Origin of the sequence: Pararhodospirillum oryzae, from assembly GCF_007992075.1 — a bacterium.
GTDB lineage: Bacteria > Pseudomonadota > Alphaproteobacteria > Rhodospirillales > Rhodospirillaceae > Pararhodospirillum > Pararhodospirillum oryzae.
In genome coordinates this window covers 18,636-41,970 of sequence record NZ_BJZO01000020.1, presented here as the reverse complement: position 1 = coordinate 41,970, position 23,335 = coordinate 18,636, and the positions used below count along the sequence as shown (strand labels likewise).

Annotated in this window: 18 protein-coding genes and 1 CRISPR repeat array; of the genes, 5 read left to right on the top strand and 13 right to left on the bottom strand. The window is 68.9% G+C overall.

Features of this window, described 5'->3' with window-relative positions:
* Positions 1–39: 39 nt before the first annotated feature.
* Positions 40–669: a CRISPR direct-repeat array (repeat unit 32 nt; unit sequence GTCGCCCCCCGTGCGGGGGCGTGGATAGAAAC).
* Between the two features lie 181 nt (positions 670–850).
* Genes ROR02_RS05265 through ROR02_RS05255 form a run of 3 tightly spaced genes read right to left on the bottom strand, consistent with a single transcriptional unit; the run spans position 851 to position 4,829 of the window.
* A complete protein-coding gene (locus tag ROR02_RS05265; protein WP_147162968.1) occupies positions 851–3,394 on the bottom strand; it encodes an ABC transporter permease in 2,544 nt (847 codons plus the stop codon).
* Positions 3,391–4,116 (bottom strand): class I SAM-dependent methyltransferase, encoded by a 726-nt coding sequence (locus ROR02_RS05260; RefSeq protein ID WP_147162967.1) that lies wholly within the window; start codon positions 4,114–4,116, stop codon positions 3,391–3,393. Before ROR02_RS05260 ends, ROR02_RS05265 begins: the two co-directional genes overlap by 4 nt.
* Positions 4,113–4,829, bottom strand: a complete 717-nt coding sequence (locus ROR02_RS05255) for an ABC transporter ATP-binding protein (RefSeq protein WP_147162966.1) — start codon at positions 4,827–4,829, stop codon at positions 4,113–4,115. The genes ROR02_RS05260 and ROR02_RS05255 overlap by 4 nt, the downstream gene beginning before the upstream one ends.
* Between ROR02_RS05255 and ROR02_RS05250 the strand changes: the two genes are divergently transcribed.
* Both ROR02_RS05250 and thpR read left to right on the top strand, forming a co-directional pair.
* Entirely contained in the window at positions 4,828–5,565 is a 738-nt protein-coding gene (locus ROR02_RS05250) for an arylesterase (RefSeq protein WP_147162965.1), read from the top strand. The genes ROR02_RS05255 and ROR02_RS05250 overlap by 2 nt on opposite strands.
* Positions 5,562–6,110: an RNA 2',3'-cyclic phosphodiesterase gene (gene thpR, locus ROR02_RS05245; RefSeq protein ID WP_147162964.1), complete on the top strand. Its 549-nt coding sequence runs from the start codon at positions 5,562–5,564 to the stop codon at positions 6,108–6,110. The genes ROR02_RS05250 and thpR overlap by 4 nt, the downstream gene beginning before the upstream one ends.
* Before the next feature lie 72 nt (positions 6,111–6,182).
* Here the strand turns inward: thpR and ROR02_RS05240 are convergent, their stop codons facing one another.
* Entirely contained in the window at positions 6,183–8,186 is a 2,004-nt protein-coding gene (locus ROR02_RS05240; protein ID WP_147162963.1) for a PhoX family protein, read from the bottom strand.
* A 218-nt stretch (positions 8,187–8,404) separates the two neighbouring features.
* Entirely contained in the window at positions 8,405–8,980 is a 576-nt protein-coding gene (locus ROR02_RS05235; protein WP_147162962.1) for a hypothetical protein, read from the bottom strand.
* A gap of 441 nt (positions 8,981–9,421) precedes the next feature.
* On the opposite strand from ROR02_RS05235, the gene ROR02_RS05230 reads away from it, so the two are divergent.
* Positions 9,422–11,368, top strand: coding sequence for a methyl-accepting chemotaxis protein (locus tag ROR02_RS05230; RefSeq protein ID WP_170244973.1), 1,947 nt, complete (start codon positions 9,422–9,424; stop codon positions 11,366–11,368).
* Positions 11,369–11,408: 40 nt separating this feature from the next.
* Here the strand turns inward: ROR02_RS05230 and ROR02_RS17510 are convergent, their stop codons facing one another.
* Positions 11,409–11,723, bottom strand: coding sequence for a rubredoxin (locus ROR02_RS17510; protein WP_147162960.1), 315 nt, complete (start codon positions 11,721–11,723; stop codon positions 11,409–11,411).
* Positions 11,724–11,971: 248 nt separating this feature from the next.
* On the opposite strand from ROR02_RS17510, the gene ROR02_RS05220 reads away from it, so the two are divergent.
* Positions 11,972–12,382, top strand: coding sequence for a DUF302 domain-containing protein (locus ROR02_RS05220; protein ID WP_147162959.1), 411 nt, complete (start codon positions 11,972–11,974; stop codon positions 12,380–12,382).
* A 201-nt stretch (positions 12,383–12,583) separates the two neighbouring features.
* Here the strand turns inward: ROR02_RS05220 and ROR02_RS05215 are convergent, their stop codons facing one another.
* From ROR02_RS05215 to ROR02_RS05195, 5 genes are all read right to left on the bottom strand, one after another.
* Positions 12,584–12,844, bottom strand: coding sequence for a DUF1150 family protein (locus tag ROR02_RS05215; RefSeq protein WP_147162958.1), 261 nt, complete (start codon positions 12,842–12,844; stop codon positions 12,584–12,586).
* 42 nt (positions 12,845–12,886) lie between these two features.
* Positions 12,887–13,360, bottom strand: a complete 474-nt coding sequence (locus ROR02_RS05210) for an Hsp20 family protein (RefSeq protein WP_170244972.1) — start codon at positions 13,358–13,360, stop codon at positions 12,887–12,889.
* Between the two features lie 337 nt (positions 13,361–13,697).
* On the bottom strand, positions 13,698–15,965 hold the full coding sequence (gene ptsP / locus ROR02_RS05205) for a phosphoenolpyruvate--protein phosphotransferase (protein WP_147162956.1): 2,268 nt from the start codon (positions 15,963–15,965) through the stop codon (positions 13,698–13,700).
* A gap of 24 nt (positions 15,966–15,989) precedes the next feature.
* Complete coding sequence (locus tag ROR02_RS05200) at positions 15,990–17,084, bottom strand: NAD(P)H-dependent flavin oxidoreductase (RefSeq protein WP_170244971.1); 1,095 nt, start codon at positions 17,082–17,084, stop codon at positions 15,990–15,992.
* A gap of 38 nt (positions 17,085–17,122) precedes the next feature.
* Positions 17,123–18,343: an aspartate kinase gene (locus ROR02_RS05195; RefSeq protein WP_147162955.1), complete on the bottom strand. Its 1,221-nt coding sequence runs from the start codon at positions 18,341–18,343 to the stop codon at positions 17,123–17,125.
* Positions 18,344–18,575: 232 nt separating this feature from the next.
* Here ROR02_RS05195 and ubiG point away from each other — a divergent pair, with 232 nt between their 5' ends.
* A complete protein-coding gene (gene ubiG, locus ROR02_RS05190) occupies positions 18,576–19,322 on the top strand; it encodes a bifunctional 2-polyprenyl-6-hydroxyphenol methylase/3-demethylubiquinol 3-O-methyltransferase UbiG (RefSeq protein ID WP_147162954.1) in 747 nt (248 codons plus the stop codon).
* Positions 19,323–19,456: 134 nt separating this feature from the next.
* Here ubiG and ROR02_RS05185 read toward each other — a convergent pair whose 3' ends face one another.
* Both ROR02_RS05185 and ROR02_RS05180 read right to left on the bottom strand, forming a co-directional pair.
* Complete coding sequence (locus tag ROR02_RS05185; protein ID WP_147162953.1) at positions 19,457–20,116, bottom strand: MBT domain-containing protein; 660 nt, start codon at positions 20,114–20,116, stop codon at positions 19,457–19,459.
* A gap of 126 nt (positions 20,117–20,242) precedes the next feature.
* Entirely contained in the window at positions 20,243–23,026 is a 2,784-nt protein-coding gene (locus ROR02_RS05180; RefSeq protein WP_147162952.1) for an Rne/Rng family ribonuclease, read from the bottom strand.
* Between the last annotated feature and the right edge of the window lie 309 nt (positions 23,027–23,335).

The window sequence follows — 23,335 nt, the reverse complement described above, 5'->3', positions numbered from 1 at the left end:
AAACGGCCAATCCGCGCGTCGTGGCCTTCGCGCCACGCGGTCGCCCCCCGTGCGGGGGCGTGGATAGAAACGTTGATCGTAGGGAGACTGCAAAAGCGCGGCAAGTCGCCCCCCGTGCGGGGGCGTGGATAGAAACAGCAATGCGGGCGGGGCCGGCTTGCATGTGTCGGGTCGCCCCCCGTGCGGGGGCGTGGATAGAAACGTCCTTATTCAAAGGGGTAAGAATGGCCGCACCTGTCGCCCCCCGTGCGGGGGCGTGGATAGAAACGACGAGCTGCGCGCCGAGCTGAAGCTGGACGACGTGTCGCCCCCCGTGCGGGGGCGTGGATAGAAACCCATGCCCCGAGCCGCTATACGCCATGCCAACGACGTCGCCCCCCGTGCGGGGGCGTGGATAGAAACCCGGCAGATCCTGGCCGGATCTGACACCCACTCGTGTCGCCCCCCGTGCGGGGGCGTGGATAGAAACCCCGACCTCCTGCCCCTTGACGAGGGCGGAGAGGTGTCGCCCCCCGTGCGGGGGCGTGGATAGAAACGTTTACCCCCACCTGGGAGACCAGCCGGTAGACAGTCGCCCCCCGTGCGGGGGCGTGGATAGAAACGGGGATGAGGGCGCACAGCTTACGGCGCTGGTCAAGTCGCCCCCCGTGCGGGGGCGTGGATAGGAAGCACACGCCGCATCGGGGTCTGGTCGCCTTGCGCCACACCCGTGCGGCGGAGTATCATACCGATACCGACGGAGGCCGGGCGCCGCTGCCTTCAGTTGGCCACCGTCGGGGCGAGGGAGAGCGCGCCTCCTGTCGCCCCCCGCAGGGCCATGAGCCCAACGCGGGGGGAAGCCAGGGCCGGGTTACGCGTCGCGCAGAAGGGGGGCGGCGCGGATGCCCAGGGCGCGGCCGGTGCCGGCGAAGCCGGTGGCGAGGCTGAGCACGAGGGCGAGGCTCACCAGGGCCGCGATCCCTCCCGGGGCCACGACCAGCGGCGTGGACAGGCCGAAACGCAAGATCGCCCAGGCGGCGCCCACGCCCACGCCCGAGGCGATCAGGCCGGCGGCAAGGCCCATCAGCCCGTATTCCACGGCAAAGGCTGCGGCAAGGGTGGGGCGGGTCGCGCCCAGGACCTTGAGGGTCACGGCCTCGCGCAGGCGCCGGCGCTGGGTGGCGGCGAAGGCGCCCGCCAGCACGAGAACGCCCGTGACCAGGGTGAGGGCGGCGGCGCCTTGCACGGCCCGGCTGACCTGGCCCAGGATCGCCCCCACCTGGGCGAGCACCTCGCGCACGTCGATGATCGACACGTTGCTGAAGCCTCCCCCCACCGCCTGCTCGATCGCGCCCAACTCGGCGGCGGGGGCGTGCACGGTGGCGATCCAGGTGCGGGGCGCGCCGGCAAAGGCCCCGGGCGATACCACGAAGGCAAAGTTCATGCCCAGGCTGGTCCAGTCCACCCGCCGGGTCGCGGCCAGGGTGCCGGTGAGGGCGCGGCCCAGGATGGTGACCGTGATCGTGTCGCCCAGCTTCAACGCCATGCCCCTGGCGATGTCCTCGGTCACCGAGAACAGGGGGGGGCCCTGGTAGTCGGCGGGCCACCACGCGCCCCGCACCAGGGTGGAGCCGGTGGGCAAGGTGGCGGCGGTGGTGAATCCCCGATCGCCCCGCACCGCCCAACGGGCATCGGGGGCAACGGTTTCTTCGTTGATCGGCACGCCGTTCACGGCCAGCAGGCGGCCGCGCACCATGTCGGCCATCTGGAGCGTGGCCGTGGGCGCGCTGGTTTCGATCGCCGCGCGCACCGGGTCCACCTGATCGGGCTGGATGTCGAGCAGGAAAAAGCCCGGCGCGCGCTCGGGCAGGCCCTGGGCGATGTGGGCGTTGAGCGAGCGTTCCACCACCGCGATGGTGACCAGCACGCTCAGGCCCAGGCCCAACGATACCACCACGGTGGGGGTGGAGGCCCCGGGGCGGGCCACGGCCGCGAGGCCCAGGCGCAGCGCGGTGGGGCGGGCGGGCAGGGGCAGGCGACGCACGCCGGCCATCAAGAGGGCCGCCACGCCTCGAAACAGCGCGAAGGCGGCAAGGGTGCCAGCCACGAACCAGCCGGCAAGGCGCGGATCGCTGGCGGTGGCCACGGCCAGCCCGACCAGGGCCAGCGCGGTGAGGGCAACCGCCCCCCGGTCACGCCAGGGCAGGGGTGGGGGAAGCAGGGCCTCGGCGCCGGGGCGCAGGAGGAAGGCCGCCGGCAGCGCCCGGGCGCGGGCCAGGGGAATCCAGGTGAACAGCAGGGCACTGAGCATGCCAAACCCGGCCGCGAGCGCCAGCGCGCCGGGATAGACACCGGCGCGGGCCGGCAGGGGCAGGGCGTCCCCCAACGCCTCGATCGCCAGCGCGGGCAGGGCGGCCCCCAGCCCCAGCCCCAGGGCCAGCGCCAGCCCGGTCATCAGGGCCACCTGGGTCAGCACCACCCGGTAGACCAGCCCCGAGGAGGCGCCCACGCTTTTCAGGATGGCAAGGGTGGGGCGGCGGCCCTCCAGGTGGGCGGTGATGGCGTTGGCCACCCCGATCCCCCCCACCAGCAAGGTGGCAAGGCCGACCAGAACCAGGAACAGCACCAAACGGTCCAGGAACGATTGCACGCCGGTCGAAGCCTCGTCCGGCCCCCGGATGCGCCAGCCGGCTTCGGGGTGGGCCCGGGTCAAGGTGGCCTTGGCGGTTGCGGGCGAGATCCCTTGGGGCAGGCGGATCAAGGTGGTGTATTCCACCAGGCTGCCCGGGCGGATCAGGCCGGTTTGGGCCAGGGTGTCGGCCGCGATCATCACGCGCGGGCCCATCTGGAAGGCGCCGGCCAGGGCATCGGGTTCGTGGGCGATGAAGGCGCGCAAAACCACGGTCGCGTCGCCGATCCGCAGCCTGTCCCCCACCCCCACCCCCAGCCGGGCGGCGAGGGTGGGCGCCACCACGGCGCCCGGGGGCTCGCCCGGGACCGCCGCCAGGGCCTGGGCCAGGGTCAGGGGGCCTTGCACGGTCAAGGTACCCACCAGGGGATAGGCGGGGTCCACGGCCTTCAGCTGCACCAGGACGCGGCGCGTGGCGTCGGCCTCCGGGCGGGCCATGGTGCGCAGCTCGGCCACGCGGGTGGTGGGGCCCAGGGCATCCAGGGATGCCTGTTCGGCGTCGGTGGGCAGGCGGTGCAAAAGCCGCACCGCCAGATCGCCCCCCAGCAGGGTGCGGGCGTTGTCGGCCAGCCCGGCCTTCACCGCGCGGTCGAAGGACCCCGCCCCGGCCAGGGTCAGGATCCCCAGGAACAAGCAGGCCAGGAACAGGCGAAAGCTGCCCAGCCCACCGCGCAGGTCGCGCAGCGCAAGGCGGGTGGACAGGGGCAGGCGCAAGGGCTTGGTCATGCGTCCTCCCGCTTGCGGGTGAGCCAGCCGTGCACATGCAAGGCCTGCATCACCCGGACCGGGGGGGTGAAGCCGGCGTCGGTCAGCAAGGCGCCCAGGCGTTCGGGCCCGATGGGGTGAATGGCGCGCCGGGCGTGGGAGAGCCCGCGCATGATCGCGTCGTCTTCGATGCCGCGTTCGCGCTGCCAGGCCACCCACGCCGCTTCCATCAGGGCCGCGTCGGGCAGGTCGGGGCCGGGGGGCAGGAAGTCGGCCAGCATCAGGGGGGCGCCCGGGCGCAGGAAGCGGGCGGCATGGCCCAGCAGGGCCGCCTTGCCCGAGGGCGTGTCGGGCAGGAAATGGCTGACCAGCACCGACAAGGCGCCGTCGTGGGCGGGGGTGTCGGCGGCCAGGGTGTCGAGCGCACCCGCGTGCCAGTCCACCCGCTCTTCCAGGCCGGGCACGGTGGCCACCCGCTGGCGGGCGACCGCCAGCATGTCGGGCGAGGGATCAACCCCCAGGAACCGCCAGCCCGGGTTATCCTGGCCCAGGCGCAGGATATCGGTGCCGGTGCCGGCCCCGATCACCAGCACCCGGGCCCCGGCCGGCAACAGGACCTTCATCAGCACGGCGGCCATGTCGTGGATCAGCGCGTAGCCGGGCAGGGCGCGGGCAATGGTGTCGTCGTAGGCCTGGGCCCGGTTGGCCTCGAAGCGGGCGGGGCGGGGATCGGGGGCGTTCATGCGCCGGCTCCCGCCAGGGCCCGCGTGTCGTCCTGGATCTGGCCGTCGCGCAAGGTAACAACCCGCTGGCAGCGTTGGGCCAGGGCCATGTCGTGGGTGACCAGGACCAAGGTGGTGCCCGAACGCGCGTGCAAATCAAAAAGCAAGGACATGATCAGGGCTCCGGTGTCGCCATCCAGGTTGCCGGTGGGTTCGTCGGCCAGCAAGACGCGGGGGTTGATGACAAAGGCCCGGGCCAGGGCGACGCGCTGCTGCTCGCCTCCCGAAAGCTGCCCCGGGCGGTGGTCCAGGCGGGGACCCAGGCCGACGGCGGCCAGGGCGTCGCGGGCGCGGTCGAACGCATCGGGCCGCCCGGACAGCTCCAGGGGCAGGGCCACGTTTTCCAGCGCGGTCATGGTCGCGATCAGGTGAAAGGACTGGAACACGATGCCCAGGTGATCGCGGCGCAGGCGGGCCAGCGCGTCCTCGGACAAGGGGCCCAGGTCGTGGCCGGCCAGGCGCACGGATCCCCGGGTCGCGCGCTCCAGCCCGGCGCACAGCATCAGAAGGGAGGTCTTGCCCGATCCGCTGGGCCCGACCACGCCCACGCTTTCGCCCGGCGCGGCCTGGAAGCTCACGCCCTTCAGGATGTTGACCTCGCCCGCCGGACCTTTCAGGCTGAGGTGAACCCCTTCAAGCTGAAGGGGGGCCGTGTCATGCCAGGAGTCTTCCATGCCTGTTTCCTTGCCCGGTCCGTGTCGCATCCTGCCCCGATATGGGGGAAAAGGCCTCGTCTGCCAAGCCGCGCGAGGGGCGCGCGCCGGAGGGCTGGCCCTGGCGGTGATACTGGCAGCCCTTGGGGGCGGGCGGGCCCACGCCGATCCCGGGGCGGGGGCGGGGGGGGCGCCGGTGGTGCTGAGCGTGCTGGGCGACAGTCTGACCGCCGGCTATGGCCTGCCGGCCGACGAGGCCTTTCCCGCCCGCCTGGGCCGGGCCCTGGCCGAGAAAGGGCACGCGGTGCGGGTGGTCAATGCCGGCGTCTCGGGGGATACCTCGGCCGGGGGGCTTGCGCGGCTGGATTGGGTGCTGGGCGACGAACCCCAGGCGATGATCGTGGAACTGGGGGCCAACGATGGCCTGCGCGGCCTGGACCCGGTGGCCACCAGAACGAACCTGGATCGCATCTTGCGGACACTGCGCGACCACGGGGTGGCGGTTTTGCTGGCCGGGATGAAGGCGCCCCCCAACATGGGCCGCGAGTACGCCCAGGTTTTCGACGCGGTGTATCCCCAACTGGCGGCGGACCACGACGTGGTGTTCTACCCCTTTTTCCTGGAAGGCGTGGCGCTGAACCCGGCCTTGAACCAGGCCGACGGCATGCATCCGAACGCCCAAGGCGTGGACGAGGTCGTGGCCCGCATCCTGCCGGCGGTTGAAACCCTGCTGGATCGGGTGGAGGAGGGGCGATGATCCGCCTGTTCGTGGCCCTGGTTCCGCCGCAGAGCGTGCGGGGAAGCCTGGCCGACCTCGGGCGGGGGATCCCCGGGGTGCGCTGGATGCCCCCCGAAAGCCTGCACCTGACGCTGCGCTTCCTGGGCGAGGTCGAGGAAGGCTTGGCGCGCGAGATCGACGCCGCCTTGCTGGGCGTGCGCTGGTCACCGGTGCCGGTGCGCCTGCGGGACCTTGGCGTGTTCGGCAAGGGGGCGCGCAGGCATACGTTATGGGCGGGGGTGGAGCCCGGGCCCGCCCTGGCCGGCCTCAAGGGGCGCATCGACGCCAGCTTGCGGCCCCTGGGCATTGCCGGCGACGCGCGCCAGTTTTCCCCGCACATCACCCTGGCCCGCCTGACCCGCCCGCACGAGGAGCGGTTGCAGGCTTTCATCGAAGGGGCCAGCCTTCTGGTGGGCGGCACGTTTGTCGCCGACTCCTTTACCTTGTTTTCCAGCCACCTGGGCCGCGAGGGGCCCCATTACGAGCCTTGGGCCACCTATCCGCTGGAAGAGCCGCGGGGCTGAACAGGAAGGGAAGGGGCCTGGGGACGGTGGTCTCCAGGCCCCTTCCCAGGTGGGGATCAGGGGCAGGCTAACTTACTGGCCGATTTCGCCGCCACCCTTGCGGGTGATGGCCACCACCGACGGGCGGGGCGGCATGCCGTCCTTGAAGTCGGGCCAGCGGGTGGACGGCTTGTCGAAGGTGCTGTCCTTGTCGTCGCCCGGGTGCTGGACACAGCAGAAGAAGGTGGTGCCGTCCGGGGTCAGGAAGGGCCCGCACATCTCGGCCCCCGTGGGGGTGGCGAAGAAGTGACGGGTCAGGGCGCGACCGTCGCCTTCCACGTCCGAGGCCCAGATGCCATCGGCGATCCCGGCCTTGGTGGCGCCGTCGGTGGCGATCCAGATGCGGCCCTTGGGGTCGAAGGCGATGTTGTCGGGGCACGACAGCCAGCCGGCTTCGGTGGTCGCCGGGTGGTAGCGGGCGCCGTCCTCGGGCTTGGCGGGGTTGCCGGCCAGCAGGAAAATCATCCAGGTCGCGGTTTCGGCTTCGTGGCGGGCCTGGGCGCCCTTGCCGCCGGGGGGGATGATTTCCAGGATATGGCCGTGCTCGTTGGCCGGACGCGGGTTGGCGGCGTCCACCTGATCGGGCTTGCGCTTGGTGTTGTTGGTCAGCACCACGAAAATCGAGCCGGTGACCGGGTTGGGCTCCACGTCCTCCGGGCGGTCCATCGGGGTGGCGCCCAGCAAGGTGGCGGCGCGGCGGGTTTCAATCAGCACGTCGGCCTGGCTGTTAAAGCCGTTGGCGGCGGTCAGCGGGCCGTGGCCATGAACCAGGGGCAGCCACGCCATGGTGCCATCGTCCTTGAAGCGAGCGACGTACAGCGTGCCTTCGTCGAGCAGGTGCTTGTTGTTGGCCGGATTGGCCAGATCCACCTTGTTCTTGGTCAGGAATTTGTACAGGAACTCGAAGCGCTCGTCGTCGCCGGCGTACACGGCCAGGCGGCCGTCGTGGTTGACAATGACGTTGGCGCCTTCGTGCTTGAAGCGGCCCAGGGCGGTGCGCTTGATCGGGGTCGAGGTCGGATCGTAGGGATCGATCTCGATCATCCAGCCAAAGCGGTTGGCCTCGTTGGGCTCCCTGGCGGTGTCGAAACGCGGATGGAAACGGTACCAGCCGTAATCCGGCTTCTTGATGCCCAGGCGCTTGTAGTTCTGCTCTTCGGCCGCCGGCAGGCTTTCGCCCATGAAATAGCGGTCAAAGTTTTCCTCGGCGATCAGCACCGTGCCCCAGGGGGTGACGCCGCCCGCGCAGTTGTTGACCGTGCCGATCACCTTGGTGCCGGTCGGATCGGCGCTGGTGCGCAGGCGCTTGTGCCCCGCGGCCGGGCCCGAAAGCGTGAACTCGGTTTCCAGGGCCGAGAAGCGGCGGGCGTAGCGGCTGTCGGGAACCACGCTCCAGGTGTCGCCGTCCTTCTTGACCTCGATCACCGAATGGCCGTGGGCGGCCATCTCGTAATCGATCTGCTCCTTGGTCTGGGTGTCGATGGCGTCGGGGTCCTGGCCCGACCACATCAGCTTGCGGTCCACGTATTCGTGATTGATGGTCAGCAGGCCATGGGTCGAGGTGTTGGAGCCGCGCTCCAGCGGGAAATAGCCCAGGAAGTCGTTGTTGTAGCCGAACTGCTTGAGCTGGTCGGCGGCCTTCAGGGCGTTGGGATCGAAGGCCGGCGCGCCGGGCAGGACGGGATCGCCCCAGCGGATCAGCACCTGGGCGTTGTAGCCCTCGGCCACGTGGGTGGTGGCGTCCAGGATGTGGGGGATTTCGGCGAAGGTCAGGGTGGACGGGCTGGCGGAGCCCGCCGCGTGGGCCTTGGAAGCCGCGCCCACCAGGCCGGTGGCGGCGGCGGGCAGGGCGGCCAGCGCCGAAAGGGCGCCAAGGCCGCGCAGGGCATCGCGCCGGCCGACCGGCGCCTGGGCCAGCCCACCAAGCCGGGCGGCAATGAGATCGCCCAGGGTCGTGGTGACCGAGGGGTTGGAATAATCAGCCTCGCCCGGCGCGCCCACGGCGGGCGACAGGCCTTCGGGGGGATTCTGGGTCATGGAAACCTCGTCCGAAAGGAAATTTTGGGAAGACATCAAGACAAACCCCGCCACCGACCGGATGGCCGGGCGCGGGATCCTTCTTCCCAGCCCCCCCGTGGCGTCAGGGAAGGCCGCGCCGGCAGTATCGCCACCCGTTCAAAGGTCAAAAACGTCCCTTTGATGAAGCTTTGGGGAAGTCTTGAAGACATCCCGTCCCTTGGGACGAGAAAAAAGGGTTAGTGCGCCTCTAAAGACGGAAAAAATGCGCGACAGGACCGCCGTTCGCCGGAGGAGCCCAAGGCTTTCTCTTCCGTTGCTTCCGGAAAAACGGCCGCCTGCGTCGCATCGGCCGACGGCCACACCATGCGCACCGCCGGGGCCGGAAGCGCCTGGGCCAGCCGGGCCAGGCAGGCCCGCGCCAGGGCGCCTCCCCGGGCTCCCAGGCGCAAGGCCAGGCGGTCGATGGCCGGCCCGCCGGACTCGCCCGTGGTGACCAGTCCGTTCAAGGCCGCCACGAGCAGGCGGGCATCCGAGGTGGTCGGTTCCGACCCCGGCGCCCCCAGGGCAAGCGGCGCTGGCGCGTGCACGGCGATGATCACCATCAGGCCATCCAGCGCGGGCAGCAGGCTGCCCAGTCCGGCCGCGCACACCTGCCGGGCCAGTGCCGGCTCGAATCCTCCCCGGCCATCGGGAGTCCGCGCCCACGTCCGGGCGGCCTCGACCAGAAGACGGGCGGGCCGGGCAGGCGCAAGGCCCGGGGACACGCGAAGGGCAGGGGTGGGCGGCAAGGGCCGGGCGTGCAGCGGAGTCATGCGGGCCTTCCTTCCAAGGAGGGAGCAAGGGAAGAGGAGCGAGGAAAAGTCCCTGAAACCTGCCGGGGTTATATCGCGAATGCGACTTGATCGCAATCTTTATCGGAGGCAAAAGAGCCTTGAAAATGGGGCGCTTGGGCAGGTTCCCAGGCGCAAGAAGGAGGAGCCCCGATGAAGAACAGTGAAAGCCTCCGTCCCTTGTATTACATAAAATTGTTGATACATCGAAAGGTCGTTTGAATAAAGAATAAAATATGATATGAGGAAACAAACAAATGCCAGAGTGCAAATGGCGATATATCCTTTAGTCCGGGGGTTCTTATGATACGGCGGTTTTTGCAACTCTTGCCGCTGGGTGTTAGTCTTTGGGTTGTTGCCCTTATACCCCTTACGGCTTTATTATCCATTCTAACATACGATGTCTGGCAGCAACGCCAGGACATGCTCCAAAGTCAGCAGGTGCGGGCGATCATCGAAACGGAAACCCGTGCCAGCGCCCTGGTCCACGAACTGCAAAAGGAACGCGGCGCCAGCGCCTTGTTCCTGGGCGGGCACGGAACCCGTTTCGGCGAGGAGATGGCCACCCAGCAACACCTGACCGAGGAGGCCGTGAGCGCGTTCTCGGACGCGCTCACGGCCCTCGCGCAAGGGGTGGCCGGGCATACGCCGGCCGTGGCCGCCCTGCGCGAGGGGGAAACCCTGCTGGACGAACGCCAGCGGACCCGCGCCGCCATTCACGATCTTTCGCTGAAGCCGGCCGAGAGTTTCGCCTATTACACCACCATCATTGAAACCCTGATGGGGGCCACGGGCGCCCTGGGCGCGTTGGCGACCGAAGGCGATCTGCGGGGCCTGGTCGCCACCAGCGAGGTGTTCGCCCGGGCCAAGGAGATGGCGGGGCGCGAACGCGCGACCGGTGCCCAGGGTCTGGCCGCCGGCCGCTTCGACCCCGACATCCACCGGCGGCTGATCGCCCTGGGCGCGGCGCAAGACGGGCTGTTCGCGTCGTTTCGCGCCCTGGCGCCGGCCGACATCGTGAAGCGCTTCGACGAGACGGTCGAGGGCGCGGCCCTGGAGCCGGTGGCGGCCATGCGCGAGACCATTTACAAGGGCGGCCTGATCGGGATCTTCAAAGGCCTGGGCGCCTCCGACTGGTTCGCGGCGACCAGCGCGCGCATCGACGCCATGAAGGCGATCGAGGATGCCTTGAGCGCGCGTCTTCATGCCCTGACCGACGCCCACATCGGCGATCAGGTTCGCCGGTTCCAGGTTCTTCTCGGCGTCGCCGGGGCCACGCTGGCCTTGTGCGCGCTGATCGTCATCGTGCTGCGCCGGAGCATTCTCAACAACCTGCGCGCCCTTGGCCGGGCGACCGAGGATCTGGCCGAGGGACGGCTGGACACCCCCGTCGCCGGCGGGCTTCGTCGCGACGACCTGGGGGCCCTGGCCCGGGGGCTGGAAATCTTCCGCCAGCGGCTGCGCGAGGCCGAGCAGATCAAGGCCCAGCGCGACGCCGAGCGGGTGGAAGCCGAGGCCACGCGGCGCCAGCTTCTGATGGGCATGGGCGAAACCCTGGAACACGAGGTGGCCTCGGTGGTGGCCTCGATCGGGGCGGCGGCCGACACCTTGCACACCTCGGCCTCCACGTTGACGGACGCGGCCGACCGGGGCGGGCGCGAGGCGGGGACCGTTTCCGCCGCCGCCTTGCAGGCCAGCGCCAACGTCCAGACCGTGGCCGGCGCCGCCGAGGAACTGGCGGCGTCGATTCAGGAAATCGCGCGTCGGGTGGCGGAAAGCGCCCGGGTATCCCGGCAGGCGGCCGAGGAAGCGGCCCGCACCAACCAGTGCGTCGATTCCCTGGCCGAGATGGCGGAGCGGATCGGCAGCGTCGTCCACCTGATCGATGGCATCGCGGCCCAGACCAATCTGCTCGCCCTCAACGCCACCATCGAGGCGGCCCGGGCTGGCGAGGCGGGCAAGGGGTTCGCCGTGGTCGCGGGCGAGGTCAAGACCCTGGCCAGCCAGACCCAGCGGGCCACCGCCGACATCACCAGCCAGATCGGGGCCATGCGCCAGGTCACCTTGGAGGTGGTCGCCGCCATGCGCCAGATCGCCGGCACCGTTGAACGGGTGGGAGGGCTGAGCGCCGATATCGCCGTCGCCGTGGGCCAGCAAGGCGCGGCCACCGACGAAATCGCCCGCAATATCCAAGAAGCCAGTGGCGGCACCAGCGCGGTCAGCCACGCCGTGGCCGGGGTTCAGGTCGGGGTGCGTGAAACCGGGGCTTCGGCCGCGGCCATCGCCGCCGCCGCCGAAGCCCTGGCGGGTCACAACAAGACCTTGCGTCTTCAGGTGGATCGCTTCCTGGCCACCTTGCGCGCGGCCTGAGGCAGGGCCGCCCCGGCCTGGACCGGAGCCGGGGCGGTCGTCAGCGGGTGGTGGGGCGAAACCAGCTTTTGGGAGATCCGCACAACGGGCATTTCCAGGTTTCCGGCAGATCCTCGAAGCGCACGCCGGGGGGAATGGGGTGGCCCGGGCTGGCCAGGTTGTCGGGGTCGCCCACATTGGGATCGTAGATGAACGGGTCGCAGTCGTTGTTGGTGCACACCCAGCGCCCGCTGGAAACCGCGCCGCTGGCGGCCTGGGCCTTGCCGGTGCCGCCCAGGACCAGGCCGGCGAGGGCCGCCCCCAGGCCCAGCGCCCCGCGCCGGCCCAGGGAAACCACAAGGTAGGAAAACGTCATGGTCTTGTTCTCCGGGAAAAGAGGTCGGGCAGCCGGCTGTCCGGACATGCCAGGCAAAGTGTGCCGGCAAGGACCATCCCGGAGGGGTGACACTTGTTTGACACCCATCCCGAAGGGATGACAGTTGTTTGACAAGGACGTGCGGCGTGAATTTGGAATAAGAGCGGCCCGCGAAATCCCTTGGCATGGCCCCGGACAAGCCCCTATCCTTGGGCGTGGTATTTCCTGTGCAAGGGGCCTGAACACCCATGACCTATCATATTTCCACCCGGTACGCTGGTTCCGGCGGCTTCGACCAGGCGGTTGCCGACGCCAGGGCCGCCCTGGCCGACAACGACTTCCAGGTCATCAGCACCATTGACGCAAGCGCCATGGTCAAGAAGGCGCTGGATGCCGATCTCGCGCCGTATGTGATCTTGGGAGCGTGCAATCCCGGCTTCATGCTGCGCGATATCCACGAAGAGCCCCTGAGCGGCCTGATGCTGCCCTACAACGTGGCGATTCGGGAAGTCGAGGGAGGAGAAATCCAGATTTCGGCCATCGATCCCTTCGCGGCCATGCACGTCATCGACAACCCGGGCCTTGATCACGTGGCCCAGGAAGCCCGCGCGCAGATGATGCGGGTGATCGAACGCCTGGGCTCGTCCCAGGAAGACTAAACAGCCGGCAGGAGCGGGGGCCTCGGCAAGGGGCTGCCCGCCCGGCGGATCCCGGCGCGCGCCGCACTGGCCCCAAGACGGGCGGCGCGCCTTGGCCTCGGGAAACGAGGGCCCGGGAGACGAGCCCTGCTAGGCTTGCGAGGTCCCGAACCCGGCCAGGGATCCCTGGGAGGCCTTCCGGGTCGAGGAGCCTGGGCGGGGTCAGTGAATCGCGACCGGTTCCATTTCGTGCTGACGGATGGCCTGCACGGCCAGATCCCGGCTGGGCGCCCAGCCGATGCGCTGGCCATTGGCCGCGTGGATGGCGAAACCGCCCGGCTGCATGCCGGGCAACGCGGGTTCGGTCGCGGGATCCAGGTCCCGGACATAGGCAACCACGTTCAAGCCCAGCGCGGCCAGCTCGGTCACGTCAACGGGGGTCGGAGCAAGGTCGGCGAGGGAACGGTCTTTGGCGGTATCCATTGTTTTTCTCCTTCATCCCGGCATTCGGCGGGGGGCGGAGTCTCAACGGCCCTCACGCGGGGCGACGTCGATGGTTTGCGGACCGGAAGCGCCGGCCGAGGCGTTCTTGGCGCCAATGGGAATGTGGCGCACCTTGGGCTCGGGCACGGGCCGTTCCAGATCGATATGCAACAAACCATTTTCCAAGGTGGCGGCCGTGATTTCGATTCCTTCGGCCAGCACGAACGCCCGCTGGAACTGGCGCGACGCAATACCGCGATGCAGGTAAATCCGTTCGCCGTCGTCGTTTTGCCGGCGACCGCGAATGACAAGCTGGTTATCCTCCACCGACACCGTGAGATCGCTTTCGGCGAATCCTGCCACGGCGAGCGTGATCCGCAGGGCCGTTTCCCCGATCTGCTCGATATTGTACGGCGGATAGCCCTCGGCCTGGTTCTTTGAAACCCGGTCAATGACCCTTTCGAAGTGGTCAAACCCCAAAAGCAGGGGGCTGTTGAACACGGACAGTCTGGTCATGGGTGTCCTCATCTGCAATCGACGAAGGTGTCGTCTTGAGCGACTCCGCATGGGGCCCGTTGCCGGCGCCCATGGCGTGCGGTCCCCGCGAGGCACCGCAAAGCCCCTATAATGTCGGAGTATCCGGCCCAATCGTCAAGCAATGGACGACCGGGGCAATCGGGTGAACCGATTGCCCCGGCGTTTTTTCGAGGCCCTCAAGCGTCTGGCGCGCACTCCGTGCGCCTGCCGCGCGCGACACAAGCCGCGCGGCCGCCGTCGCGGCGTTGAGGAACCCTCTTCCAAGGGCATCCAGGGCTTCACCCGATCGCCCTGAATGGACGACGACGGGCCGGGATCAGTCCAGCAAGAACCCGTTATCGCGGGCGAAAGCGGCCAGCCGGTCACGCACCGAGGCGTGGGGCAGGGTGCTCAGACCCAGGACAAACGGGCGCAGCCGGCCGATGTCGACCGAGCGCAGCGCCCGCTTGACCGGCCCCATGCCGGGCGCGGCCAGCGACAAGGTGCGAAAGCCCAGGGCCACCAGCACCAGGGCGTCCAGGGGGCGCGACGCCATTTCGCCGCACAACGACAGCGGCTTGCCGGCCGCGTCGCAGACCTCCACGAGATGGCGCAGCATCGAAAGCACCGGCGGCGACAGCGGGTCGTAGCGGCTGGCCACCCGGGGGTTGCCCCGATCGGCGGCAAAGGTGAACTGGAAGAGATCGTTGCTGCCCACCGAGATGAAATCGATCGGCTCTTGCACCAGGGCGGGCAGGTGCCACAGCAGCGAGGGCACTTCCAGCATGGTTCCCACCCGGATCGAGGCCGGGGGCGGCGTGCCCCGCTCGCGTTCGCGCGCCAGTTCCAGCTCCAGGGCATGACGGGCGGTTCGGTATTCTGATACCGTGGCGATCATCGGGAACATGACATCGAGCGCCCGGCCCGAGGCGGCGCGCAGCAAGGCCCGCAACTGCTGGCGCAAGATGGCCGGACGATCCAAGGTGATCCGCGCCGAGCGCCAGCCCAGCGCCGGGTTGTCCTCCGGCTGGCTCTGCCAATAGGGCAGCAGCTTGTCGCCCCCCACGTCGATGGTGCGAAACACCACGGGCCGGTCGCCCGCGAGCGCCAGCACCTTGCCATACAACGAGGTCTGGCTTTCCACGGAAGGCAGGCTGGGCCGCGCCATGAAGGGGATTTCGGTGCGGTACAACCCCACCCCGTCGGCCCCGGTCGCGCCCAGGTTCTCCATGTCCATCATCAAGCCGGCGTTGATCATCAGGCGCACGCGCACGCCGTCCTGGGTTTCGGCGGGCAGGTCGCGCAGGCGGTCATACTCCGCCCGGCGGCGCTTGCGCTCGTGAATGCCGCGCATCACGGCCTCGCGCACGTCCTCGCCCGGGCGCACGAACACCTGGCCGTGATCCCCGTCTACCACCACCGGGTCCAGGGGCGCGATGCGCTGGAACACGCCGGGCAGGCGGCCGATCACCGGAATATCCAGGGCCTTGGCCACGATCACCGCGTGCATGCCCGGGCTGCCTTCCTCCAGGATCACGCCGCGCAGACGCTCCGGGTCGTAGTCCAGCAGCTCGGCCGGGCCCAGGGTCCGGCAGATCAAGATCACATGGTCGGGCAAGTCGCCCTTGGCCGCCGTCCCCCGCTCGCCGGTCAGGTGGCGCAGCAGGCGGTTGGCCAGGTCTTCCAGGTCGTGGAGTCGTTCGCGGATGTAGGGATCCGACACCTGCGACAGGCGCAGCCGCATGTCGTTATCGACCTTGCGCACCGCCGCTTCCGCCGACAGGCCGGCCTGGATGTGCTCGCTGATGCGGTTGATCCATCCGGTATCGTCGGCGAACATGCGGAAGGTTCGCAACACGTCGCGCGATTCACTGGGCGCGGTGGCGGTGATGGCGAGCAGGGCGTCGAGCGCCTCGCGCATTTCGTCCATGGCCGCGCGCAGCCGGGCCAACTCCCGCTCGGGGTCGTCGGCCAGCAGCGTGGTGACGTGCACCTCGGGCTGATGATAGACGGCGGTGCCCAGGCCGATGCCCGGGTTGAGGCTGGTCCCTTCCAGGCGCAGCGGCAGCACCGCGTTGCCCGAGGCCGGCCCCAGTTCCTCGCGCGGGATCAGGCCCGCCCCGGCCAGCAGCTCGGCCAGGACCATGGCCACGGTTTCCAGGGATTCCTGTTCGATCTCCCGGTATTCGCGGCCCTCGCGGTTTTGCACCGCGAGCACGCCAATGACCCGCCCCCCGTGAACCAGGGGCACGCCCATCAGCGACTTGTACACATCCTCGCCCGTTTCCGGGCGATAGACAAAACGCGGGTGCGCCCAGGCGTCGCTAACCCGCAACGGCTGGGCGATGGCCGCGATCTCGCCGATCAGGCCTTCGCCCACCCGCAGCCGGGTGTGATGCACCGCCGACTGGGTCAGACCCTCGGTCGCGAACAGTTCCAGGACCTCGCCGGCTCGCAGCACGTAGCACGAGCAGACATCGGTTCCCATCCCTTTTGCGATGAGGGCGGTCACCCGGTCCAGGCGGTCCTGGGGTGACCCGCCGCCGGCCATGACGTCGCGCAGGCGTCCCAGCAGGCTGCGCGCATTGGGATCGCGCAACGACATGGTTTTTGAATTCCCCCTTGGGGGTCAGAATGGAGTGGATTGAGGGGCGCGCCGGGCCAGGGAAGCCACGGCCTGGGTCACGAGTTCGTCGAGGATCTCGGCCACGGGTTGCTCGCGCGTGACGAGCCCGACGCTTTGGCCGGCCATCAGCGAGCCGGTTTCCACGTCGCCGTCGATCACCGCGCGGCGCAAGGCACCGGCCCAGAAATGTTCGATCTCCAGCTGAGCCGATTTCTGGTCGATTTCCCCTCGTTGATAACGATCAATGACCTGGCGCTGGGTTTCCACGAAATCCGCCGTGCCCTTGTTGGAAAGCGCGCGCACCGGGATGACCGGGAAACGCGGATCGACCTGCACGGTCGGCACGGCGTCGCGGGCACTCGCGCGGAGAAAGGCTTTCTTGAACGCGGGGTGGGCGATGCACTCGCTCGCGCACACGAAGCGGGTGCCCAGCTGCACGCCGGCCGCGCCCATTTCGAGGAAAGAGACAATGGCTTCGCCGCGCCCGATGCCGCCGGCCACGAAAATCGGCACGTCGCGCACCTGGGGCAGGATTTCCTGGGCCAGCACCGTGGTCGACACCGGGCCGATGTGGCCCCCGGCCTCGGCGCCTTCGATGACCAGGGCATCGGCCCCGGCCCGCACCAGCTTGCGCGCCAGCGCCAGCGCCGGCGAGAAGCACACGCAGCGCGCGCCACCGTCCTTGACCTTGCGAATCGACGCCGCCGAAGGCAGGCCACCGGCCAGGACCACGTGCGACACCTTCATTTCCCGGCACACGTCGATCAGCGCGTCCAGCTGGGAATGCATGGTGATCAGGTTCACGCCAAACGTGCGTTGTCGGCCGCGCGCCGCCATCAGGGCGCGGGTGGCCTCGATCTCCTCGGCCAGGCGCTCGGGCGGCATCGAGCCCGCGGCCAGCACGCCAAAGCCGCCGGCCCCCGAAAGGGCGGCGACCAGGTGGCGCTCGGAAATCCACGACATGGCGCCGCCCAGAATGGCGACATCGCTGCCCAGGAAGGCGCAGCCGCGCGCCCACAGCTCGTCAAGGCGGTCGCGGCCCCACAGGGCGGCCTCCTCGCCGTCGGTCAGGGTCATCTGCTCGGTCGCGTCCTTCATGGGTGTTCTCCGCGTGCGCCCTTGGGGCGTGGGCGGCCTTACGCCGCGTCCAGACCATAGGCGGTGTGCAAGGCCCGCACCGCCAATTCCATGTATTCCTCGGCGATCAGAACCGAGACCTTGATCTCGCTGGTGGAGATGACCTGGATATTGATCCCCTTCTCCGACAGCGCCGAGAACATGGTCTGGGCCACGCCGGCATGACTGCGCATGCCCACGCCGATCACCGACACCTTGACCACACCCTTGTCGGAAATCAACCGTTGGTATCCGATGGCGTCCTGCTGGGCTTCCAGCACCCGGAGGGCGCGCGACAGATCGCCGCGCGGCAGCGTGAAGGTGACGTCGGTCGCCTTGCCATCCGCCGAGATGTTCTGAACGATCATGTCGACATTGATGTTGTTGTCGGCCAGCGGGCCGAAAATGCGCGCCGCCACGCCCGGCCGGTCGGCCACGGCCATCAAGGTTACCTTGGCCTCGTCGCGACTGTAGGCGATCCCGCTGACCAGTTCTTTTTCCACGATTTCGTCCTCGTCACAGACCAGGGTTCCCGGCATATCCACGAAACTAGACAGAACCTGAAGCCGGACCTTGTGCTTCATGGCCATCTCGACCGAGCGCGTTTGCAAGACCTTCGCGCCCAGCGAGGCCTGCTCCAGCATTTCCTCGTAGGTGATCCGGTCGAGCTTGCGCGCGCGGGGCACGATGCGCGGGTCCGTCGTATAAACCCCGTCCACATCCGTGTAAATGTCGCAGCGATCGGCCTTGAGCGCGGCCGCCAGCGCCACCGCCGACGTATCCGAGCCGCCCCGGCCCAAGGTGGTGATCCGGTTGTCCTGGCCCAGGCCCTGGAAGCCCGCCACCACCGCCACCTGCCCCAGGGCCAGGCGTTCGTTCAAGATGGTGGTGTCAATCGACAAGATGCGGGCCTTGCCATGGGCGTCGTCGGTGCGGATGGGGATCTGCCAGCCCGTCCACGAGCGGGCATCGACGCCAATGGTTTGCAAGGCCAGCGCCAGCAGGCCAATGGTGACCTGCTCGCCCGTCGCGACCACGGTGTCGTATTCACGGGTGTCGTACAGCTCGGCCATGGCGTCGCAATAGCCGACCAGGCGGTTGGTTTCGCCCGACATGGCCGAAACCACCACCGCCACCTGATTGCCCGCGTCGACCTCGGTCTTCACCCGTCGGGCCACGTTGCGGATCCGCTCGATGTCGCCCACCGAGGTGCCGCCAAACTTCATCACGATGCGCGCCATGGCGTGCCGTATTCCCCACTTCCGACGGTTGCTCGTCTGTTGCGTCCGGTTGCTCCCCGGTTCCGCGCCGTGTAGTAAAGCAGCCGGCCGGGCCCCGCAAGCGGGGATACGCGCCAACCCCTGTTGCGCCCCTGCTGGTCCGCGAAAGGGAAGGCAACCGTACAAGGCATTCGAACGCGGACCGGGTTGTTTTACGCGACGGTCCGTCCATAATCAAAGGGAGAGAACCCCGATGACGTCCAGCAGTCCCAGCACTGCCTCGCCGGCGGAACTGGCCAAATTCAGCGCAATGGCCGATGCCTGGTGGGATCCGGAGGGCAAGTTCAAGCCCCTGCACAAGTTCAATCCCCTGCGCATTGCGTATATCAGCGATCACATGGCGGCTCATTTTGGCCGTTCGCTTGATGTCGAACGTCCGTTCGAGGGGCTGCGCCTTCTCGATATCGGCTGTGGCGGCGGCCTGGTGAGCGAGCCCCTGGCCCGCCTGGGCTTCGAGGTGATCGGGATCGATGCGGCCGAACGTAACATTGGCACCGCGCGCGTGCATGCCGAGCGCTCGGGCGTGCCGGTTACCTACCGTCAGGCCACGCCCGAGGACCTGGTGCGCGAGGGCCAGGTGTTCGACGCCGTCCTGACCTTGGAAGTGGTCGAGCACGTCGCCGACGTCGATCTGTTCTTGGAGTCGATCGGCACCCTGGTGCGTCCGGGCGGGGCCGTGGTCGCCGCCACCTTGAACCGCACCTTGAAATCCCTGGCGCTTGCCAAGTACGCCGCCGAATATGTCCTGCGCTGGCTGCCGCGCGGCACCCACGACTGGCGCAAGTTCATGAAGCCGTCGGAACTGACCACCGGCCTGCGCCGGGCGGGCCTGGAAACCCGCGATGTGGCGGGCATGACCTGGAATCCGCTGCTCGACGAGTGGAGCAAGACCCAGGACGTCAGCATGAACTACATTCTGTTCGCCGTGCGCGCCGCCTGAGGCGGAGCGCGGGAAACCAGCGAGTGTTTCCCGGAACCACGGGCACGGAAAAAAAAGGACGGGAGCGCGCCGCGAGGGGGCGCCCCCCTTGGCGCGAGACTCGGAAAAGGGACGTTCTCTTTTCGGGTTTCGCGTCAGCCTGGATAGCGGATGCGCCCCAGGGGAACCGTTTCGTCGTCCTTGCTCTCGTATCCTTCGTAGTGGATCCGGCATCCCCTGGCGCCGGTTCCCTGGCCCAGGATCCGCGCCGGGTACCAGTTGCCTTCCCACAAAACCTCGGCGTGCCGCCCCGGCTGGCAGGTCGAAGGGGGAGCGTCGGGGGCTTTGGGAGGCGGTTTCGGCGCCGCCGTGGCGGGGAGGGCCGGAGGAACCGGGGGGGCCTGGTCACAGAAAGCAACGCATGCTTGCGTGGTGCTGACGGTTCCGCCGCAGGTCTCGTGGCACTGGCGATGAACGGCCGCGCACTGGTCGGCGCATGCCGAATTCGCGCAGTGTCCCGCGTTGTAAAACGAGCTTTCCGTGCGTTTGATCTTCAGGCCCTTGCTTTCCCGTTCCCGGACATAGGCCCGATAGTCGCGGCGCGCGTCGTCCCGTTCGCGTTCCTGGCAGCGCGTTGTTTCCTGCTGGCAGGTCAGCAGACAGGTTTGCTGCCACATCACGCACTGGCTGGCGCACAGCCGTCCTTCGGCCGTGTCCGGGGATTCAAACGTGTAGCGGGTTTGATAAAGGGGGCCGCATCCGGCGCACGACAGCCCCACCAGGACCGCGACGAGAAAACGCGGCACGACTCCCATGGCTTCTCTCCGCGCAACATCCCCAGGGGAAAATAAAAGACTGCCTTTCAAGGGGCGAAGACAAGGGACCACCGCGCGAGAGCCGGCACCGGCCCCCGGGGATTGCACCCCGGGGGCCGTCTTGCATCACGACGAGGCAACCAGACGGGTCCACCAGCCCACCCGTCGCGGTTCGGGCGCGGCCGGCGTGGCGGGAGGCTCGTCCACCGCCGGCGCCCCGGCGGCCGGTTCAACCGGTTCGACCGGTTCGACCGGTTCGACCGGTTCGACCGGTTCGGCCGGCTCATCGGCCGGGGGCGCCGGTTCAGCCGATTCCACGGGCACGGCCGGCTGGTCAGGCGAGGCCAGGGCAAGATCCGGCCCGGCGTCCGACACGGGGGCCGGGCTCTCCGCCTCGCGGGCGTCCGGCGCCTCGTGGCCCGTCTCGACCGGGTCCACCGCCTCGGGGGCCGGCTCTTCCGTCGCCGGTGCCTCGTCCGCGTGCGCGGTTTCTTCGGAGGTGGCGGGATCGGCCGGCGTCTCGGCCTCGGACGCCTCGTCTTCGCTCACGGACGACGCGGGGGAGGCCATCTCGACCGGTTCCTCGCCGGCGAACGCGTCGCTGGCCGGCGCCAGGCCCTCGTCGGCCGGGGCTTGCGCCGCCTGCTCCCAGGTCGCGCCCTCGACGCGCGTGTCCTGGGCCGCCTCGGCGGGCGTTTCAAACGGCTCCTCGTCGCCCCGCCACTCGGGAGCCGCAGCCCCCCCGGCCGGCGCCGTTTCTTCCTCGGGCAGGCCGATCACGTCCTCGGCGCTGTCGGCATCGACCAGGGCCGCCGCCGGCAGGTCGTCGCGCACCGGGCGCTCACGCCGGCGCGAGCGCCGCCGCCGCGAGCGCCGCCGCTCGCCATCCCGGCCCCCATCGCCCAGGCCGTCGCCCAGGTCGCCGCCCGGTCCGGCCTCGGCCGGCTGGCCGGTCGTTTCGCCCGGCTCGCCGGTTTCCTCGTCGTCCTCCCCGCGGCCCAGGGCCTCGTCGTCGCCCTCCGCGTCCTCGTCGCTGGCGTCGTCCGTCCGGGGAGCCGAGTCGTTCTCCTGGTCCTTGCGCCGCCGCCGCCGCCGCCGCCGGCGCTTGCGGCCGGAGCCGTCGGCGTCCAGGTCGTCGCCGTCGCCGTTCTCGCCGTCGGCAAGGGCGCCGTCGGCCTGATCGGTGTCATCCACCGCCAGGGCTTCCTCCTCGGCCGCCGCCAGGGCGGCGTCGATTTCAATATCCTCGGCGCTTTCGATGGTTTCCGGGGTCGGCTGGCTTTCCCGGCGCGGCGTTTCCGCCTTCACCCGCTCCATGCGGTGGTCGGGCACGATCAGGCTGTCGTCGCCTTGCAGCAGAACCTGGAAGTCATAGCGCTGTTCCATCGCCGCCAGCGCGTCGCGCTTGTGGTTCAGGATGTAGAGCGCCACCGCCGTGGGCACGAAAACCGTCACTTCCGACGAGCGGCGGCGCACGCCTTCTTCCTCGATGATGCGCAGGATATGAATCGCCGTCGATTCCACCGAGCGCACCACGCCGGCGCCCCGGCAGTGCGGGCAGGGCTGGAAGCTGGTTTCCATCAGACTGGGGCGCAGGCGCTGACGCGACATTTCAAGCAGGCCAAAGGCACTGATGCGCCCGATCTGGATCCGCGCCCGGTCGCTGCGCAACGCCTCCTTCATGCGGCGTTCGACGGCGGCGTTGTACTTGGGGTCGTCCATGTCGATGAAGTCGATGACGATCAGCCCCGACAGGTCGCGCAAGCGAAGCTGGCGGGCGATCTCGTCGGCCGCTTCCAGGTTCGTCTTGTAGGCCGTCTCCTCGATGTTGCGTTCGCGGGTCGAGCGGCCCGAGTTGACATCGATGGCCACCAGCGCTTCCGTCTGGTTGATCACCAGATAGCCGCCCGATTTCAGTTGGGCGATGGGCGAGAGCATTGAATCCATCTGGCTTTCCACCTGGAAACGGTGGAAGAGCGGCATGGATTCGTCCTTGTAGGGCTGGACCCGCTTGGCATGGGACGGCGTCAGCATGCGCATGAAGTCCTTGGCCATGCGGTAGCCCGCCTCGCCCTCGACCAGAACTTCCTCGATGTCGCGGGAGTAAATATCCCGGATGGCCCGCTTGATCAGGCTGCCTTCCTCGTGGATCAGGCACGGCGCGCACGAGGCCAGGGTGGTGGTGCGGATGGTCTCCCAGGTGCGCAGCAGGTAATCGTGGTCGCGCTTGATCTCGGCCTTGGAGCGCTCCGAACCGGCGGTGCGCAGGATGATGGCGCTGCCCCGGGGACCGGTCAGCTCGCTCATGATCGCCTTCAGCCGCTTGCGGTCGGTCGCGCTGGTGATCTTGCGCGACACGCCGCCGCCGCGCGTCGTGTTGGGCATGAACACGCAATACCGGCCCGCCAGGGACAGGTAGGTGGTGAGCGCCGCGCCCTTGTTGCCGCGCTCTTCCTTCACGACCTGAACCAGCACGATCTGCCGGCGCTTGATCACGTCTTGGATCTTGTAGGAGCGGGCGGGGCGGGCGCGCTGCCGGGGCGGCGGCGGCTCCTCGGCGTCCTCGACCGTGGTATCGAGGCCGTCTTCGTCCTCGTCGTCGTCGGCCGCGTCGGCGGCTGCCTGCGCCGCCTGCTCCGCGATCAGGCGTTCGCGATCCGCGACCGGAATCTGGTAGTAGTCGGGGTGAATTTCGTTGAACGCCAGGAACCCGTGGCGGTTGCCGCCGTAATCCACGAAAGCGGCCTGAAGGGAAGGTTCGACCCGAACGATCTTGGCGAGATAGATATTGCCCTTGATCTGCTTCTTGGTGGAGGTCTCGACGTCGAATTCGTCAAGACGAGTTCCGTCCATGACCACGACCCGAGTTTCCTCGGGGTGGTTGGCGTCGATAAGCATGCGTTTGGTCATTCGGAAGACGTCTCCGCGGGACCGGGACTTTCAGGCGTCCTTGCGCCAGAAGCCGGTCGATCTGTCGGGATCGGCGGATCTCGTCCGGGCCGGATGAGTGGATCAAGGGCACAAGCGACTCCCGCGAGCGCTCTCCACGGGCACGTCTTCTTCCTCCCGTTGTCCGGCCGGGGCCGGACGGGAAGGGGGAAAACGAGTGGGGGAGGTTCGGGTGGGCGGCGATCGCGCGGCGCTCATGGGGATACGACCGGGCCACGGCCTCGCGGCCGTTTCCTCCATTCGTCACCCACTGCTGTCGCGCCGCTAGAT

Excerpts from the sequence above, each read along its gene's own strand:
- ROR02_RS05265 (WP_147162968.1), bottom strand. The coding sequence starts at position 3,394 with ATGACCAAGCCCTTGCGCCTGCCCCTGTCCACCCGCCTTGCGCTGCGC.
- ROR02_RS05260 (WP_147162967.1), bottom strand. The coding sequence starts at position 4,116 with ATGAACGCCCCCGATCCCCGCCCCGCCCGCTTCGAGGCCAACCGGGCC.
- ROR02_RS05250 (WP_147162965.1), top strand. The coding sequence starts at position 4,828 with ATGCCTGTTTCCTTGCCCGGTCCGTGTCGCATCCTGCCCCGATATGGG.
- ROR02_RS05255 (WP_147162966.1), bottom strand. The coding sequence starts at position 4,829 with ATGGAAGACTCCTGGCATGACACGGCCCCCCTTCAGCTTGAAGGGGTT.
- thpR (WP_147162964.1), top strand. The coding sequence starts at position 5,562 with ATGATCCGCCTGTTCGTGGCCCTGGTTCCGCCGCAGAGCGTGCGGGGA.
- ROR02_RS05240 (WP_147162963.1), bottom strand. The coding sequence starts at position 8,186 with ATGACCCAGAATCCCCCCGAAGGCCTGTCGCCCGCCGTGGGCGCGCCG.
- ROR02_RS05235 (WP_147162962.1), bottom strand. The coding sequence starts at position 8,980 with ATGACTCCGCTGCACGCCCGGCCCTTGCCGCCCACCCCTGCCCTTCGC.
- ROR02_RS05230 (WP_170244973.1), top strand. The coding sequence starts at position 9,422 with ATGCTCCAAAGTCAGCAGGTGCGGGCGATCATCGAAACGGAAACCCGT.
- ROR02_RS17510 (WP_147162960.1), bottom strand. The coding sequence starts at position 11,723 with ATGACGTTTTCCTACCTTGTGGTTTCCCTGGGCCGGCGCGGGGCGCTG.
- ROR02_RS05220 (WP_147162959.1), top strand. The coding sequence starts at position 11,972 with ATGACCTATCATATTTCCACCCGGTACGCTGGTTCCGGCGGCTTCGAC.
- ROR02_RS05215 (WP_147162958.1), bottom strand. The coding sequence starts at position 12,844 with ATGGATACCGCCAAAGACCGTTCCCTCGCCGACCTTGCTCCGACCCCC.
- ROR02_RS05210 (WP_170244972.1), bottom strand. The coding sequence starts at position 13,360 with ATGACCAGACTGTCCGTGTTCAACAGCCCCCTGCTTTTGGGGTTTGAC.
- ptsP (WP_147162956.1), bottom strand. The coding sequence starts at position 15,965 with ATGTCGTTGCGCGATCCCAATGCGCGCAGCCTGCTGGGACGCCTGCGC.
- ROR02_RS05200 (WP_170244971.1), bottom strand. The coding sequence starts at position 17,084 with ATGAAGGACGCGACCGAGCAGATGACCCTGACCGACGGCGAGGAGGCC.
- ROR02_RS05195 (WP_147162955.1), bottom strand. The coding sequence starts at position 18,343 with ATGGCGCGCATCGTGATGAAGTTTGGCGGCACCTCGGTGGGCGACATC.
- ubiG (WP_147162954.1), top strand. The coding sequence starts at position 18,576 with ATGACGTCCAGCAGTCCCAGCACTGCCTCGCCGGCGGAACTGGCCAAA.
- ROR02_RS05185 (WP_147162953.1), bottom strand. The coding sequence starts at position 20,116 with ATGGGAGTCGTGCCGCGTTTTCTCGTCGCGGTCCTGGTGGGGCTGTCG.
- ROR02_RS05180 (WP_147162952.1), bottom strand. The coding sequence starts at position 23,026 with ATGACCAAACGCATGCTTATCGACGCCAACCACCCCGAGGAAACTCGG.